This is a genomic window from Anoxybacillus sp. ST70, from assembly GCF_019553625.1.
Classification (GTDB): domain Bacteria; phylum Bacillota; class Bacilli; order Bacillales; family Anoxybacillaceae; genus Anoxybacillus; species Anoxybacillus gonensis.
Genome location: NZ_JAHZOF010000003.1, coordinates 165,734 through 181,238, shown reverse-complemented (window position 1 = coordinate 181,238; position 15,505 = coordinate 165,734). Strand labels below are relative to the sequence as shown.

Genomic DNA, 15,505 nt, shown 5'->3' with positions numbered 1-15,505 from the left:
CTCCTTTTTTCACATCATATGCACAAGAAAAAGAAACGAATAGGACAACAAACTGTGTGGTTAAAAATGTGTTTCTCTTTTCTTTTATTGTTCATTTAGAACAATGTTTAATATATCTACAGAGCATTATTGTTCGTCAATTCATTAACAAAAGGAATATAATTGGATTACAAAATAAAAAGGAGTGATGTTCTATGCTTTTTACTAAACATAAAAAACAGCTTTCGCCGTTTTACTTAGACAGTAGAGAGCCGATTGTACATACAACAAATGAAGTAAAAGCACGACTGTCTTACATGGGAGTGACGGAAGGGCATTTACAACTATTGCGTGAAATGAAACCGCTCGTTATGGAACATGTTGATGAGGCAGTGGAAGACGTGCTCAATCATTTATATTCGTTTTCATTATTGCAGTCAGTCGCACATGCAAAAACGACGCGCGAGCGTTTAAAACAAGTGTTTGTTCAATATGTCGATTCTCTTTTTTCAGCAACAATTAATGAAGAGTATATCTCTTTTCGCAAGCAACTCGGTAGTAATCATCATAAACGTGGCTTACCGATCGAATGGATGATCGCAACATATGAAGCGATCGTAACTGCTCTTCTTCCGCGCCTATTACCATATGCGGAACAAGAAGGACGAATCGATAAATGGACTCATGTAGTCACTGCTCTTTTCCATCTTATTAATTTTGACTCACAACTTATTATGAGCGCCTATATGGATGATCGAATGAAAGAATTGGAGCAACTGAATAACAAACAAACTTCTATTCAATTACAACTGCGTGACATAGGACAGCAACTTGCCGCTTCTATTGAACAAACAGAAGCTGCACTAAGTGAAACGGAAGAAAAAGCGAAAAACGTACGCGCACAAACGGAGATGACGGAAAGAAGCAGTAAAAACTTGTCTGGTCTTATGAATACAACAGAAAAACAAGTCGAGCAAACACGCGTAACATTCGATGAAGTGGTCGACAAAGTTAGCGACGTGCTTACTATTTTGCAACAGTTATCTAACTCATCAGATGTCATTCGCAGCACATCTTCCCAAATTCAAACGATTGCTGATCAAACAAACTTGCTTGCTCTAAATGCTGCGATCGAAGCGGCACGGGCAGGAGAGGCAGGAAAAGGGTTTGCTGTCGTGGCGGATGAAGTACGTAAACTTGCTGAGTACACAAAACAAATGAGCGCTCACATTATTGAAGGAGTAGAAACGAATTATCGACAAGTTGAAATACTTGTGCAAAAAATGAACGGCATGAGCACGATCGCGACAGAAGCAGCCAAACAAATGGAGCAAACAAAAGGGACGATGGTCGCATCAAAAATGGAGCTCGATCATCATATTCATTTATTTCACGAGAGCCAACAACAAATTGACTATATTTTACGCTCAATTGAAGAAATTCATCGGGTTATGCGACACTTATCTTCCTTATCGACTGAATTAGTTGAACAGACAGAATAAGAAAAAGAGGATGACACGTTGTTTATTTAGAACAATGTTTAATTAGTAAAATTCAGGCATTATTCAAGCGGTTTTCGACTACGAAAACCGCTTGAGCATTCGTGCAAGATTGCGTGCTTTTGTATATAAAAGTGTAGCCGCTGATTGCATACTTTGTTCTACCGTCATCGGTTTTGTCGCAATGGCATCACAAGTAACGAAATATTCATATAGTTTTTCAAATCCGTCACCGAGGCTACCGGACAATAAAAAAGCAGGAACATCATATTGTTTGGCTAATTGACCAACATAAAACGGCACTTTTCCATATACCGTTTGTTCGTCGCTTTGTCCTTCGCCAGTAATAACGATGTGGGCATGCTTCACTTTTTGTGGCAATTGCACTGTTTCACCGACAAGTTTTGCTCCAGAAATCAACGTTCCACCGAGCAATAAAAAGGCAAATCCTAAACCGCCTGCCGCTCCTGCTCCGCGTTCAAGAGCGTATGAGCGCCCGATTTGCTGCTCGATTTTTTCCGCATACGTATATAGCCATTTATCTAATGTGCGAACCGTTTCACGATCTGCCCCCTTTTGTGGTCCGAATACGTACGATGCTCCTCGCTCGCCATAAAGTGGATTATCGACATCGCAAGCGATAAGAAATTCGCTTTCATATATCCGTCGATCAAGCGATGCCATATGGACATGGGCAATATGTGGCAAAGAAGAAGGCATGGGCGGCAATGACTCCCCTTTTTCATTTGTAAACGTCGCTCCAAGCGCACATAACATCCCGAAACCACCATCGTTTGTGCTACTCCCGCCAAGCCCGATCACAAACCGGCGATACCCCGCATGAAGCGCTGCGGTAATGATTTCACCTACACCATATGTTGTCGTATAAAGCGGATGACGCTTTTCATTCGGAACGAGTGGTAAGCCGATCACTTGCGCGACTTCAATAATGACCGTATCCCCAACGACACCGTATGCCGCTTGCCGCGTTTCAAACAGCGGACCGCGAACCGTTACATAGCGAACGGAACCGTTCATTGCTGAAACGATCGCTTCCATTGTTCCTTCTCCTCCGTCTGCCATCGGAACAGAAATGACAGTCGCTTCTGGATATTCATGTTGAAATGCTTCTTGTATAATGGAACATACGTTTTTTGCTGATAAGCTTCCTTTAAATGAATCTGACGCAATGACGACACGCATTATCCAACAACCTTTTTCAATATATTTTTTCCATTTTCACGAACGAAAACAACCGTCATGATCGTTTCGCGTTCACATGAAAACGGCTCGTTCGTAATCATCTGTTCGTAATCGCGATAAGGTGAACGATACAAATCAAATAAAAACGTTGTCGCATCAATCGATTCGACAAATATAATTTCAGCAAACCATTCCCCATTTACATACGAAAGTGGTGGGCCGTCTTTTCTTTCAAGCGAAATCAGCTTTTTCTCCCCATCTATTTCATAAAAAGCGACGCCAACATCATCCCCTGCACAAAAGCCAATGATCGGCTCGTTCGTTGTAAACGTAAGCGTCTCTCCTTTCACTTGCACATCAACTGTTCGTTCATAAGCACAAATAAATAGTCCTTCAATATAAAATAATTGTTGGTCACCACATGCCATAAGTCATTCCCTTTCTCGTTATGTTCCTTCCTTAATCATAATACAGGCGAAAATGTTTTCACAACATCATTCCTTTTGTTAAAATGATAGTATGCTTTACAACAAGGAGGCTTTGGTATGTTACAAAAATATGCAGAATTAGCTGTACGTGTTGGCGTTAACATTCAACCTGGGCAAACGTTGTATATTAACGCTCCGCTTCCGTCTGCCCCACTTGTACGTGAAATTGCGAAAAAAGCGTACGAAGCTGGTGCAAAACATGTGCATGTCGAGTGGAGCGATGAAGAAATCACGTACATAAAATTTAAACATGCACCCGAAGAAGCGCTTCATGAATATCCGTCTTGGCTCGCTAAAGGACGTGAAGAAGTGGCTGAAAAAGGTGGGGCGTTTTTAAGTATTTATGCACCAAATCCAGATTTATTGAAAGATATTGATCCGGCACGTGTAGCTGCGGCAACAAAAGCGGCAAGCCTTGCGTTACAACATTACCGCAGTCGCTTAATGGCGGACCATAACTGCTGGTCTTTAATTGCCGTGCCGACACCTGCATGGGCGAAAAAAGTATTTCCTCATATGAGCGAAGAAGAAGGAATAAAAGCGTTATGGGAAGTCATTTTCCGCGTCACACGCGTCGATCAAGAAGATCCGATCGCAGCATGGAAAGCGCATAATGAAAAATTAGCTCGCATCGTTGATTATTTAAACAATAAGCAATATAAACAGCTCATTTATAACGGCCCAGGGACAGACTTAACAGTTGAACTGCCAGATGGACATATTTGGGCCGGTGGTGCAGCAAAAAGTACAGACGGCATCGTATTTAATCCGAATATGCCAACAGAAGAAGTGTTTACAATGCCACATAAAGATGGAACGAATGGGGTTGTGCGAAATACGAAACCGCTGAACTATGGCGGCAATATTATTGACGGTTTTACGCTTACATTTAAAGACGGAAAAGTCGTTGATTTTACTGCAGAAGTCGGCTATGACACGCTCAAACATTTGCTTGATACAGACGAAGGCGCACGCCGACTAGGAGAAATTGCGCTCGTACCACATCAATCTCCAATTTCACAATCAAATCTTGTCTTTTATAATACGTTATTTGATGAAAACGCTGCCTCACATTTAGCGCTCGGAAAAGCGTACCCGACAAACATCGAAGGCGGGACAAATATGCGTACAGAAGAACTGCTTGAGCGTGGGGCAAACGATAGCTTAGTACATGAAGATTTTATGATCGGTTCTCATGAATTAAACGTCGATGGAGTGACAAAAGACGGGGTTCGTGAGCCGATTATGCGAAACGGCGAGTGGGCCATTTCCATTTAACAATGTTGCGGCGTTTGTCCGCAACATTTTTTTTCGTCCGCATATATTGGCAAAGAGAGGAGGAGCGGACGATGTTTAAGCAATTTATTGCCAATAGCGGCATACTTATTGCCGGATTTTATTTGATTAGCAAGTTTTTCCCTTCTACCATTCATCAACAATCCCCTTTTCATATGCGTTTACTTGCTGGGGCTTTTTGCGGTTTATTAAGCATCGTGCTTATGTTTTTTTCCATTCCGCTTGGACATGGAATCATCGCAGATTTGCGCCACGTGCCACTCGTTGTCGTAAGCTACTACGGCGGGATGCCGAGCGCACTGGCGGCAGGCATGATCATGGGAACAGGGCGTTTTTTGTTCGGCAATACGTTTGCATCGATCGTTTCTTTTTTTATTTCTCTTGCGATTGCGATCGGTTGCGGATGGATCAGTCAACGAATGAAACGACATATAGCGATTACAACGTTTTGGATGAACGTCTACAGCATGTGCTTCATTTCGCTTGCTTTGTTTATTAACATGCCAGATGAACACATCTATACGCAAACACTCGTTGTTTTTTGGCCTATTTCGATTGTCGCTACATATGTAGCTGCGAATATTTGTAAAGATATTCGGCAATCAAAAGACATGTTGCAACATTATAAACAATGGGCAACGACTGATTTTTTGACCGGGCTTTATAATGTTCGTCAGTTTCATACGTTATTTGGGCAACATCTCGAGCAAGCGAAAGAGAAAAACAGCTGCTTATCTCTTATTTTATTTGATATTGATCGCTTTAAATTGATTAACGACACATATGGGCATGATGGCGGGGATGTCATTTTACGTGATCTTGGAGAACTGGTCCGCTCGCTCGTTTCGAAAGACGGGATGGCTTTTCGCAATGGCGGGGAAGAATTTTCAATATTACTTTCAAGCTGTGAACATGAAGCGGTGACATTTGCCGAACATATTCGAACAACGATTGAACGTCATCCGTTTTTCGTACAACAACAAACGGTGCATATTACGATTTCCATCGGCATTTCTGTTTTTCCAACGCTTGCAACAAATGAATCAGAGCTATTTAAGCAAGCGGACATCGCTTTGTATGAAGCGAAGCAACAAGGACGAAATCGCACCATTGTATATAAAAAGGAATACTTGCATGAAACGTGAAACTATAAGACAATAAAAGTAAAAACAATTAAAGGAGCGAAACAAATGAAACAACGATCGAAGCTACTCATTTGTGCGGCGGCTGTCGCTACATTGCTTTCCGCATGTAACGAACAAACGACAGCGCCAGCGAAACAGCCTGTCGAACATAAACAAGAAACAAAAGAGCAAACGCCGCAAAATTTCACACCTGTCGAAAGCACAAATCAATCGTTTACGATTTCGTTATTACCAGCATTCACTTTAGAAGCTGAAGAACCGGGAAAAGATGTCGTGATGCATGAAAGCGAACAAGACCAATGGATGCGTATTGAGCTGCTGCCGAAAGAAGCGAAAGATCAGATGGAAACGTACGCAAAAGAAAGAGCCATGGCCGTCTCTGAACAAGCTACACCGTTTGAAGGCACACTCCCGTTTGAAGATGCGATCGTATATGAAGCACCTGTCGATAACGATATCGTTTATATCATTGGTGTGACGGGAGATGACCCGATGTTTTTAACGGTATTTACGAAAAAAGAAGATAACTGGCTAAATACGTTTATGACGATGGCGAAAACGATTGAACGGACGGAAACGGAAACGAGCGAACAACCGCAACCTTCTTCTTTCATATATAAAAGTAGCAATCAGCCGTTTCAAGCAAATATTTTAAACGGTTATATGGCGGAAGCGGTCGAGCCAGGGAAAGATATGATTTTTCTCGATGAAGAAAAAGCGTCGATGACTGTTGAACTCATTGATGAAGGAGCGGATTGGTCTCTCATTGCCGAACAAGCAGAACAGTACGTAAAGGCAAGCAGCAAAGATGGAACAGTCGAAAAAATGACGTGGACAAAAGGAACTCGTTTAAACGGTGCCGATGTATATAAAAGCGCCATTGAAAGTGGCGAAGTATACGTGTTTGTCGTAAAAAATGGAACGCCGATGCGGCTGACGATTTTTGTTCAACAAGCAAACGAATTAGATCCTTTTTTACAAATGGCAGAAACGATTGAACGGATTGATTAAGGAGGGGTAGTCGTGGAACTGTTAGAGGCATATCGATCATTATGGTCAAACCGTTCGTTGCCTGTCGGGGAAAACGAAGCGGAACATGTGCTGCTCGATGCTATTCAGCGCGATTTATTAGATGAAATGACACATCCACGCTTAAGAAAATCACCTTATGAAAAATTTTCATTAGCCGTGAAGCGAATTGCCACATCATCGCTTGATGCCAAACAGCAATACGAGCTCGTTCGTTTATACGTGCAACAGTTGGAAAACTTGCCTTCGCGCTGAGGCAAGTTTTTTTGTATAACTTTGTCCGATTTGCACAAAATACGTATCGAATATGATACGAGGAGGCTTTACGATGGATCCATTTCGTTCGTTAGATGTGATGCGCCGAGATGTAGAACGTATGTTTTCGAACTTCCCTTCCTTTTTATCGCATATGGATGATATGTTTCGTATGCCGCGCGTCGATGTGCATGAAAATGACAAAGAAATGATTGTCACGTGCGACATTCCGGGACTAGAACGAAAAGAAGATGTTGACATTCATATTGACGATCAAACATTATCAATTAGCGGTCAAGTGCGGCGACAACATGATGTAAAAGATGAACATATGCATCGACAAGAGCGGTTTTACGGACGATTTTATCGCACGATTCCACTTCCGTCCCATGCTGCACACGAAAACGTACAAGCATCATATAAAAATGGTGTACTTGAAATTCGCATTCCGAAAGCACAATCTGAGGGGAAAAAACGAATTGACGTACAATTTCATTAACACCGGCACGATTGCCGGTGTTTTTTGAAACTTCTCGTGTTTTCATTCGTATGTATCGGTGAGGTGAATGAAATGGATCATCAATCGTTTTTAATGGAACAGCTCCATCACATTGAACAATGGGAAAAAGAACAAAAGCGTATATGGTTTTGGGAAAAAATGAGCCGTTTACCGTTTATGTTACTTGATCGGCTCACGCCCGCATGGATACATAAAAAAATGGCGCAATTGCTTGATGAGCTCGGACAATATATTCAAACAGGTGGACAATATCTCGTAAATAAAGAAGCGGTTTTATCCTCTTTTTATGGGGAGATCACGTTAGACGATGTTCGCTCGCTACCTTTACAAAAGATGAATGAAGCGTGTGAAGCACTCGTTGCTAAACGAAAAACGTTTGCGACATATCAAGGGGCTACGACAGGATTTGGCGGTGCGTTTACGTTGCTTCTCGATGTTGTTGTCGTTCTCGGAACCGCTTTAAAAACGTTGCAAGAAATTGCAATGATCTATGGATTTGATCCACATGAGAAAGAAGAACGATTATTTATCGTCAAATGTTTACAATTTGCGCTTGCTGATGTCGTTGGAAAACAAGCCATTTTAAACGAATGGTCGATGAAAAATGAACGACAAACGATGTCTCAACTGCAAGGTTGGCGGGAAATCGTTTGGGCATTTCGCGATCAATACGGCTGGAAAAAACTATTTCAAGCGATTCCCATTGTCGGGATGTTATTCGGAGCGTGGACAAATCAAACAATGATTGCTGATATTGCTGAAGTTGGTTCCATGTTTTATCGTAAACGGCGCATTATAGAAAAATTGAAAGAAATAGAAAAGGCGGAAGATCCCGCCTAGCGCTCTAACGTTGTGCTTCATTGCTCGGAATAACGGCATCATGAAGCGCAACGTTTACTTGCTGTTCGTATTTATTTCGCTCCTCTTCTGTCCAATGAAAATACGATTGCATCAACGTAACGACTGCTTCTTTTAACTGACGAACCGCCTGAATGTCAAAAAAGAGCGCTCCGGTACGCCGAATGAAAAAGTCGAGCGGTGTTACCGTCATTTCGCATTCAAGTGCATATATGCACATCACATACCAATCAATAGGAAGAGCTATTTCCTCTCGATTGTATGTGCTAGCAAAAGCGAATAAACGATCGACATTTGTACCGTATCGCTGCACGAGCCGTTTTGCTTGTTGCTCCGTCAAGCCGCAAGCCATTCCTTCAGCGATTTTTTCACACATAAACGTATGCCATCGGCTCGCACCGCCAACGTCCCCACCTGAAATCGGCAAATGTTTCGTTTGACACGGTGGATATGTCCCACCTAGCTGTTTAGCGATCAAATCAACAACCGTTTCAGCCATTTTGCGATAGCCTGTTAACTTTCCTCCTGCAATCGTAATCAGACCAGATGGAGATTGCCAAACTTCATCTTTCCTAGAAATTTCAGATGGATCTTTCCCTTCCTCATAAATGAGTGGACGCAATCCAGCCCAACTTGATTCAATATGTTGTTCCGTTAAATGAACGGTCGGGAACATGTATCGAATGGCGCGCAGTAAATAGTCGCGATCATCGCTTGTCATTTTCGGGTGGACGCGATCTCCGTCATAAAACGTATCTGTCGTGCCGACGTACGTCTTCCCTTCGCGCGGGATCGCAAATACCATGCGACCGTCAGGCGTATCAAAATATACCGCTTGCTTAAGCGGGAAATGTGCTTGATCAACGACAATGTGCACCCCTTTTGTTAAGCGCAATTTTTTTCCGACGTGTGAGCCATCTTTTTCACGTAATATATCGACCCATGGCCCTGCCGCATTTACAATTTTTTCCGCATATATCGTAAACGTTTTCCCTGTCGTTTGCTCGCGACATGTCACTCCATTGATTCGCCCATTTTCATCGTACAAAAACGATTCTGCTTTTACATAATTGACTGCGTGAGCTCCGCATTCCACCGCTTTTTTTATTACTTCAATCGTCAATCGTGCATCATCTGTTCGATATTCAACGTAATAACCGCCGCCAAGCAATCCGTCTTGTTTAATTAACGGCTCTTTTTGCAACGTTTCATATGGTGATAACATCGTTCGCCGTTCCTCTTTTTTGACGCGCGCTAAATGATCATACACCCATAATCCGATAGACGTACTCCATTTCCCGAACGTGCCACCGCGATGAATCGGCAATAACATCCATTCTGGTGTCGTAACATGCGGACCGTTTTCATATACAATGGCCCGCTCTTTTCCTACTTCTGCGACCATTTTTACTTCGAACTGTTTTAAATAACGTAATCCCCCATGAACGAGTTTCGTCGAACGACTTGACGTGCCAGCCGCAAAATCTTGCATCTCAATGAGCGCTGTTTTCATTCCGCGCGTCGTTGCGTCGAGCGCGATGCCACAACCGGTAATACCTCCGCCAATCACAAGCACATCATACGTCGTTTTACTCATTTCCTCGATTATTTCCATTCGTTGTTTCGCTGAAAACATCATCATTCCCCCTATAAAAATAAAAAGAGACCAAAACAAGCACAATAAGCTTTACTTATTATGCATGTATGGTCTCTCTTCGTCTCTTGACATATATGAACTTTAGTTTCATTGTATCATATATGTGGAAAAAGGCAACTATTTTGCACAAAAAGCCATTTGATCGCTGCACGCGGCTTACATAAGCTAATGTTGATTCCTTTTTCTTTATATTTGTTTACGATATGTTTGACGTTTGACCGCTTGTTTTTCTCTCGTTTTCTTTGCACACGCTCTCTTCCCTTCTCATCTCTTTCACATATTTACGAATCACAACATAAAAAGTTTCGCGAACAATTTATTTTTTCCTGCATATATTACGAACAAACGTATGTCATAAGGAGTGAATATGTTATGAAAAAAGATTTATCTCATATGCTCGATTCGTTTTTTGATGATCGTTCATTAAAAAAATTGTTGTATACGCTTGATGAATATGTTCATCGCACGTTTTCGCCGATCTATATCCCAATCGATGTACGAGAAACAAAAGAACAATATATCATCATCGCCCATCTTCCAAATGTGAAACGTGAGAACGTTCATTTACAGTTTATAGACGACACACGTCTATTGTTGTCGGTCGTTTACGATGAACAAACGGAAACGATTGATGATGAAAAGAAAATGATTCATCGTCAGCGAACGTATGAACGCGCGACAAAATCTATTTTTCTCCCTTATCCTGTTCGTGAATCAGACATTCAAGCGTCATTTCAAGACGGTAAACTTATCATTCGCCTCCCACAAAAGAAAACATTTATTCCAATTGAATAAACGATAAAAAAACGCAAACGTTACATTTTAAACGTTTGCGTTAATCCTTTTACGAGCCCGCTCATTTGGTTCATGACTTGCACCGCCTGCCCCATCGTATTCATCATTTTTGTAATATCGTACGTTCCTTCTTTCGTTTTAAACTGCTCAAGCAAGCTTGGCGGCTTTGCAGGAGCGAATGGAGACATGGGTGGAGCGAACGGAGAGGCAGGCGGTGTAGCAAATGGAGACATGGGCGGAACGACTGGTGGAACAGGAAACGAAGCCGGTTGGGAATAATATGGATGATAATGAACAGGTACCATATGCGGCATTTGCATCGTAGACCATGGCTGGTACATCTTTTCTCTCCCCTTTCACTACATCGTATTCGTTTTTCGCAAAATGGTTCATGACTAATCGTGTCAATCAATGTCGGAATTCTCAATTTTTTGAATTTAACATGTCGTCTTTTTTTATGTTATGATAAGTGCAAAAGGGGGAGGGAATAATTATGACAATTATTGAATTAAAAAACAAATTTATCGCGACAAAACAGTATGAGCCGATCGATGCAAACGAGCTGCTTGACTTTGCGCGTCAACTTTATTTGCGCAATGAATTGCCGCTTGGCGTATACCGCCATCTTGTGCGCGATTTAGAAGCGCTTGGAGCGTATAAGCCTGATGACGAACGAGTAGAACAATATTCAGGAAGCGCTGAATGATTTCGCCTCTCTTGTGCCATGCTAAATGAGACGCTAGCATGGAAAAGGAGGCGGATGAAAATGGGTCGTGGTGTTCATTTTCACCATAAGAAAAAAGGACATGAAAGCGAGAAGCCAAAACATGGCGAACATGTTGAGTCGAAGCAACGTGAAGTTGTCGACTATGCCATTGACACAGTAGGAAGCGAAACGCATCGTCCAGTGACAATTGAACGTGTAAAAGAATAAAGGTGGCCAACGCGCCACCTTTTTATATCGCCGGAGCAAACATATACGTCTCTTTTTTTTCGATTTGTTGTTCAATGTTGTCGAGTTGGCGTTCGATGTCTTGTAAACTGTCTTGTTGCATATCGTAATGTGTATCCATTTGCTCAGTCGTACGCTCTTTTAATTTTTTTTCTAATTGTTCAATGTCATCAAACAATTGTTGTAATTGCATTTGAATATGTTCCATCCTCCAACTCCCCTTTCGCCCTTTGCCATACACATTCGCTATCCACCTCCTCGTCCCTTCTCGATTGACAAAACTAGAAGAAATTCGGCAAACAAAGTGGTATACGTACAAAATTCGACAAATATGTTCGCATGTTTTTTATATGAACGGTCAAAATAAAATGGTGAAAGGAGGCGACAACATGGCGAAAAAAGAGCAAAAGAAAAAACAAAAGCCGAAGCAAGAAGAAACAACAGGATTTGGCGACAAAAAACTAGAAGGTCCAGACCGCCCTTCTACATAAAATCGAAAAATATCCAAAGTCATGTTTTAGAAAAAGCGAGTATATTTGCTCGCTTTTTTCTAATTTTCGGGCAAATGACGAACAGATAAAACATATGGTATAATGTTGAACATTCAAGGGGGGATGATATGTTTAAATATCCGAATGGGCGAGCATATGAAAAAAAAGAAAATGAAAGCACATTGTCTGCTCGTACTTCTGATACGTATGGAAATCGCGGAATGACGCTAGAGGCGGATTTAAACGAAACAAACGCCTATTATTTAGCTCAAGGCATTGCCGTCATTCATAAAAAACCGACGCCGGTGCAAATCGTCCGAGTCGATTACCCGAAACGAAGCGCGGCCGTCATTAAAGAAGCGTATTTTAAACAACCGTCAACGACGGACTATAACGGCGTATACCGTGGGAAATATATTGACTTTGAAGCAAAAGAAACGAGAAATCGCACGTCGTTCCCGCTTCAAAATTTTCATGAACATCAAATTGAACATATGAAACAAGTACTAGCCCACGGAGCGATTTGCTTCGTGATTTTGCGTTTTACAACACTCGATGAAACGTATTTATTCGATGCACATCACCTCCTTGAATATTGGGAGCGAAAACAACAAGGTGGACGCAAATCAATCACAAAGGCGGAAGTAGAACGGCATGGCCATCTCATTCCGCTTGGCTATCATCCACGAATCGATTATATTCAAATTGTGGACAAACTATATTTTTAGAATAGGAGGAACGATATGGCGAATTATCGTTCACGAACAGAACGAAAACAAGTAGAACAAAAAAAACAACGTCCGCGAGAGCGAGGGCGTTCGATGATGAAAAAAATTGTGTTGATCATGTTGCTCATCATGACCATTGGCATGTTTTCTGGAGTAGCCGCATTTGCTTGGATGATTAAAGATGCGCCGCCGCTCGATGAAACGTTGCTGCGCGATCCTTTAGCTTCGATCGTGTACGACGTGAATGGCGAAAAAGTAACAGAGCTCGGTCAACAAAAGCGCATTTACGTATCGTATAACGATATTCCAAAAGTGCTTGAGAACGCGGTGCTTGCGACAGAAGATGCGCGCTTCTACGAACATCACGGTTTTGATATTGTACGCTTTTTCGGCGCCGTTTTAGCAAACATTCGCGAAGGATTTGGCGCTGAAGGTGGAAGTACGATTACACAACAAGTCGTCAAACTTTCTTTTTTAACGCCTGAAAAAACATTAAAACGAAAAGTGCAAGAGCTATGGCTTGCCATTCGGCTTGAACAAAAATACTCGAAACACGAAATTTTAGAAATGTATTTAAACAAAATTTATTATTCAAATCGGGCGTACGGTGTCGCAAAAGCGGCGGAAACGTACTTTGGCAAAAGTGATTTATCGCAATTAACGCTTCCGGAAGCGGCATTGCTCGCCGGCATTCCACAAAGCCCGAACAACTACAATCCGTTTACGCATCCAGAAGCGGCGGAAAAGCGGCGAAATACAGTATTGTCGCTAATGGTAAAACACGGGTTTATTTCAAAAGAAGAAGCAGAAGAAGCGAAAAAAATACCTGTTCAATCGCTATTAACAGAAAATAAACAACAAAGCGATATTCCGTACGATTCCTTTATTGATCAAGTGATCGATGAAGTAACAGAAAAAACAGGGCTTGATGTATTTACTGCCGGATTACACATTTATACAACATTAGATCCGAACGCTCAATCATATGTAGAGAATTTATTGAATTCTGATGAAGTCATTCGTACAAATAAAGCTGATTTTCAAGCTGGTATTGCGGTCGTAGATACGAAAACAGGCGAAATTCGGGCGCTTGGCGGCGGACGGAAAAAAGAAGAAGGTGTTACGTTCGGATTTAACTATGCAACCGATACACGAAAACAGCCAGGTTCAACCATTAAACCGATCGTCGATTACGGCCCAGCGATTGAATATTTAAAATGGTCAACGTATCATCAATTAAAAGATGAACCGTATCAATATTCTGATGGAACGCCAATTAAAAACTGGGACGGCAAATATGAAGGACAAATGTCAATGCGAACAGCACTTGCTCGTTCCCGAAACATCCCTGCCTTAAAAGCGCTTCAAGAAGTCGGTTTAGAGCGAGCAAAACAGTTTGCGAACAAGCTTGGCATGGGCTTTGAAGAAATGCATGAGGCCTATGCGGTTGGCGGCGTCGGCAAGGGGGTATCTCCGCTACAAATGGCTGGCGCATATAGCGCATTCGGAAACGGTGGCATTTACATTGAACCGCATGCGGTGAAAAAAGTGGTGTTTCCAGATGGAACAGAAATCGATCTTCGTCCAGAGCCAAAAGCGGCGATGAAAGATTATACAGCGTTTATGATTACCGATATGTTAAAAACGGTCGTTCAATCTGGAACAGGAACAGCAGCGAACGTACCAGGGCTTCATATTGCCGGAAAAACAGGAACGACGAACTACGATGAAAAAGACCGACGCAAGTATGGTCTACAAAGAGGGGCTGTGCCTGACAGCTGGTTTGTCGGTTATACGCCAAACTATACGGCTGCCATTTGGACCGGTTTTAGTAAAAAAAGTAGCGAAGCGTATTTATCGAAGCCTGAACAACAATATGCGAAACAGTTGTTTAAACGCGTCATTTCCCATATTGACGACGGCAGTGGCGGTGATTTTAAACAACCGAAAAGCGTTGTGAAACTAGCGGTGAAAAAAGGAACGAATCCGCCGAAACTCGCCAGCGAACATACGCCAGAAAGCGAAATTACGTACGAATATTTCGTTCGCGGTTATGAAGAACCGACAGAAGTGGCTGAAGATGAACCGGAAGTGATTGAACCAGTAAAAGACTTACGAGCGCAATACGATCCAACAACACAAACGATTTCGCTCGCATGGTCATATACGATCGACCCAGAAAAAGATGTATCGTTTGAAGTACGGCAAACGGTAGACGGTGGCAACCCGACAGTGATCGCAAAAACAAAAGACTCACAGCTAACTGTCGACGCAAAAGAAGGCTCCGTATACTTGTTTGAAGTATACGTTGTGACAGCTGACGGCACACAAAGCGCGCCAGCGACAGCGCTTGTGCAAATTCCAAAAGAAGAACCGGAACAACCGAACGAAAATGAGTCACCAGGACAGTCGGGAAACGAAGAAACCCCGGAGACGCCAACAAACCCGGAAAATCCAACAAACCCGAGCGAGCCAAATCCAAGCAATCCGGGGACGCCAACAAACCCGACAAATCCGAACGAACCAAACAATCCGAATAACAATTCATCAGGGACGAATAACCAGCAACGAAACGGAAACAATAACGGAACGACCGATCGTCAATCATAA

18 protein-coding genes are annotated in these 15,505 nt (G+C 42.3%); 12 read left to right on the top strand and 6 right to left on the bottom strand.

All coding sequences use genetic code 11. The annotated features are described in order from the left end of the window. The first annotated feature begins 194 nt into the window (after window positions 1-194). Window positions 195-1,481, top strand: coding sequence for a globin-coupled sensor protein (locus tag K1I43_RS06715; protein ID WP_019417574.1), 1,287 nt, complete (start codon window positions 195-197; stop codon window positions 1,479-1,481). A gap of 78 nt (window positions 1,482-1,559) precedes the next feature. Here K1I43_RS06715 and K1I43_RS06710 read toward each other — a convergent pair whose 3' ends face one another. After that, window positions 1,560-2,681, bottom strand: a complete 1,122-nt coding sequence (locus K1I43_RS06710; protein WP_019417575.1) for a glycerate kinase — start codon at window positions 2,679-2,681, stop codon at window positions 1,560-1,562. After that, window positions 2,681-3,109: a hypothetical protein gene (locus tag K1I43_RS06705; protein WP_009373616.1), complete on the bottom strand. Its 429-nt coding sequence runs from the start codon at window positions 3,107-3,109 to the stop codon at window positions 2,681-2,683. The genes K1I43_RS06710 and K1I43_RS06705 overlap by 1 nt, the downstream gene beginning before the upstream one ends. Before the next feature lie 117 nt (window positions 3,110-3,226). Between K1I43_RS06705 and K1I43_RS06700 the strand changes: the two genes are divergently transcribed. The 6 genes from K1I43_RS06700 to K1I43_RS06675 all read left to right on the top strand — a co-directional run bounded on the left by K1I43_RS06700 (window position 3,227) and on the right by K1I43_RS06675 (window position 8,254). Continuing rightward, window positions 3,227-4,447 (top strand): aminopeptidase, encoded by a 1,221-nt coding sequence (locus K1I43_RS06700; RefSeq protein ID WP_019417576.1) that lies wholly within the window; start codon window positions 3,227-3,229, stop codon window positions 4,445-4,447. Between the two features lie 71 nt (window positions 4,448-4,518). Further along, complete coding sequence (locus tag K1I43_RS06695; protein WP_019417577.1) at window positions 4,519-5,610, top strand: GGDEF domain-containing protein; 1,092 nt, start codon at window positions 4,519-4,521, stop codon at window positions 5,608-5,610. Window positions 5,611-5,655: 45 nt separating this feature from the next. Continuing rightward, entirely contained in the window at window positions 5,656-6,621 is a 966-nt protein-coding gene (locus K1I43_RS06690) for a hypothetical protein (RefSeq protein WP_019417578.1), read from the top strand. Between the two features lie 12 nt (window positions 6,622-6,633). Then, window positions 6,634-6,894, top strand: coding sequence for a hypothetical protein (locus K1I43_RS06685; RefSeq protein ID WP_009373621.1), 261 nt, complete (start codon window positions 6,634-6,636; stop codon window positions 6,892-6,894). Window positions 6,895-6,967: 73 nt separating this feature from the next. Continuing rightward, on the top strand, window positions 6,968-7,393 hold the full coding sequence (locus K1I43_RS06680) for an Hsp20/alpha crystallin family protein (RefSeq protein WP_009373622.1): 426 nt from the start codon (window positions 6,968-6,970) through the stop codon (window positions 7,391-7,393). Window positions 7,394-7,465: 72 nt separating this feature from the next. Continuing rightward, on the top strand, window positions 7,466-8,254 hold the full coding sequence (locus K1I43_RS06675) for an EcsC family protein (RefSeq protein WP_009373623.1): 789 nt from the start codon (window positions 7,466-7,468) through the stop codon (window positions 8,252-8,254). 4 nt (window positions 8,255-8,258) lie between these two features. On the opposite strand, the gene K1I43_RS06670 is transcribed toward K1I43_RS06675, so the two are convergent. Both K1I43_RS06670 and K1I43_RS06665 read right to left on the bottom strand, forming a co-directional pair. Beyond that, on the bottom strand, window positions 8,259-9,911 hold the full coding sequence (locus K1I43_RS06670) for a glycerol-3-phosphate dehydrogenase/oxidase (protein WP_033383402.1): 1,653 nt from the start codon (window positions 9,909-9,911) through the stop codon (window positions 8,259-8,261). A 113-nt stretch (window positions 9,912-10,024) separates the two neighbouring features. Continuing rightward, a complete protein-coding gene (locus K1I43_RS06665) occupies window positions 10,025-10,177 on the bottom strand; it encodes a hypothetical protein (protein ID WP_019417580.1) in 153 nt (50 codons plus the stop codon). Window positions 10,178-10,301: 124 nt separating this feature from the next. On the opposite strand from K1I43_RS06665, the gene K1I43_RS06660 reads away from it, so the two are divergent. Beyond that, window positions 10,302-10,724, top strand: a complete 423-nt coding sequence (locus K1I43_RS06660) for an Hsp20 family protein (RefSeq protein ID WP_009373625.1) — start codon at window positions 10,302-10,304, stop codon at window positions 10,722-10,724. 20 nt (window positions 10,725-10,744) lie between these two features. Here K1I43_RS06660 and K1I43_RS06655 read toward each other — a convergent pair whose 3' ends face one another. After that, window positions 10,745-11,065 (bottom strand): YppG family protein, encoded by a 321-nt coding sequence (locus K1I43_RS06655; RefSeq protein ID WP_019417581.1) that lies wholly within the window; start codon window positions 11,063-11,065, stop codon window positions 10,745-10,747. 152 nt (window positions 11,066-11,217) lie between these two features. Between K1I43_RS06655 and K1I43_RS06650 the strand changes: the two genes are divergently transcribed. Then, the gene (locus tag K1I43_RS06650) at window positions 11,218-11,430 is read left to right on the top strand and encodes a YppF family protein (RefSeq protein WP_009373627.1); all 213 of its coding nucleotides are present in this window, start codon (window positions 11,218-11,220) and stop codon (window positions 11,428-11,430) included. 60 nt (window positions 11,431-11,490) lie between these two features. Next, a complete protein-coding gene (locus tag K1I43_RS06645; protein WP_019417582.1) occupies window positions 11,491-11,658 on the top strand; it encodes a hypothetical protein in 168 nt (55 codons plus the stop codon). A 22-nt stretch (window positions 11,659-11,680) separates the two neighbouring features. On the opposite strand, the gene K1I43_RS06640 is transcribed toward K1I43_RS06645, so the two are convergent. Next, window positions 11,681-11,884, bottom strand: a complete 204-nt coding sequence (locus K1I43_RS06640) for a hypothetical protein (RefSeq protein WP_009373629.1) — start codon at window positions 11,882-11,884, stop codon at window positions 11,681-11,683. Window positions 11,885-12,295: 411 nt separating this feature from the next. Here K1I43_RS06640 and recU point away from each other — a divergent pair, with 411 nt between their 5' ends. Beyond that, the gene (recU, locus tag K1I43_RS06630; RefSeq protein ID WP_026011648.1) at window positions 12,296-12,895 is read left to right on the top strand and encodes a Holliday junction resolvase RecU; all 600 of its coding nucleotides are present in this window, start codon (window positions 12,296-12,298) and stop codon (window positions 12,893-12,895) included. Window positions 12,896-12,910: 15 nt separating this feature from the next. Continuing rightward, window positions 12,911-15,505: a transglycosylase domain-containing protein gene (locus tag K1I43_RS06625; protein ID WP_019417583.1), complete on the top strand. Its 2,595-nt coding sequence runs from the start codon at window positions 12,911-12,913 to the stop codon at window positions 15,503-15,505.

What these genes read in the sequence shown, in the direction of transcription:
- K1I43_RS06680 (WP_009373622.1), top strand. Translation starts at nt 6,968, where the DNA reads ATGGATCCATTTCGTTCGTTAGATGTGATGCGCCGAGATGTAGAACGT.
- K1I43_RS06660 (WP_009373625.1), top strand. Translation starts at nt 10,302, where the DNA reads ATGAAAAAAGATTTATCTCATATGCTCGATTCGTTTTTTGATGATCGT.
- K1I43_RS06670 (WP_033383402.1), bottom strand. Translation starts at nt 9,911, where the DNA reads ATGATGTTTTCAGCGAAACAACGAATGGAAATAATCGAGGAAATGAGT.
- K1I43_RS06645 (WP_019417582.1), top strand. Translation starts at nt 11,491, where the DNA reads ATGGGTCGTGGTGTTCATTTTCACCATAAGAAAAAAGGACATGAAAGC.
- K1I43_RS06705 (WP_009373616.1), bottom strand. Translation starts at nt 3,109, where the DNA reads ATGGCATGTGGTGACCAACAATTATTTTATATTGAAGGACTATTTATT.
- K1I43_RS06715 (WP_019417574.1), top strand. Translation starts at nt 195, where the DNA reads ATGCTTTTTACTAAACATAAAAAACAGCTTTCGCCGTTTTACTTAGAC.
- recU (WP_026011648.1), top strand. Translation starts at nt 12,296, where the DNA reads ATGTTTAAATATCCGAATGGGCGAGCATATGAAAAAAAAGAAAATGAA.
- K1I43_RS06710 (WP_019417575.1), bottom strand. Translation starts at nt 2,681, where the DNA reads ATGCGTGTCGTCATTGCGTCAGATTCATTTAAAGGAAGCTTATCAGCA.
- K1I43_RS06650 (WP_009373627.1), top strand. Translation starts at nt 11,218, where the DNA reads ATGACAATTATTGAATTAAAAAACAAATTTATCGCGACAAAACAGTAT.
- K1I43_RS06655 (WP_019417581.1), bottom strand. Translation starts at nt 11,065, where the DNA reads ATGTACCAGCCATGGTCTACGATGCAAATGCCGCATATGGTACCTGTT.
- K1I43_RS06625 (WP_019417583.1), top strand. Translation starts at nt 12,911, where the DNA reads ATGGCGAATTATCGTTCACGAACAGAACGAAAACAAGTAGAACAAAAA.
- K1I43_RS06675 (WP_009373623.1), top strand. Translation starts at nt 7,466, where the DNA reads ATGGATCATCAATCGTTTTTAATGGAACAGCTCCATCACATTGAACAA.
- K1I43_RS06690 (WP_019417578.1), top strand. Translation starts at nt 5,656, where the DNA reads ATGAAACAACGATCGAAGCTACTCATTTGTGCGGCGGCTGTCGCTACA.
- K1I43_RS06700 (WP_019417576.1), top strand. Translation starts at nt 3,227, where the DNA reads ATGTTACAAAAATATGCAGAATTAGCTGTACGTGTTGGCGTTAACATT.
- K1I43_RS06695 (WP_019417577.1), top strand. Translation starts at nt 4,519, where the DNA reads ATGTTTAAGCAATTTATTGCCAATAGCGGCATACTTATTGCCGGATTT.
- K1I43_RS06640 (WP_009373629.1), bottom strand. Translation starts at nt 11,884, where the DNA reads ATGGAACATATTCAAATGCAATTACAACAATTGTTTGATGACATTGAA.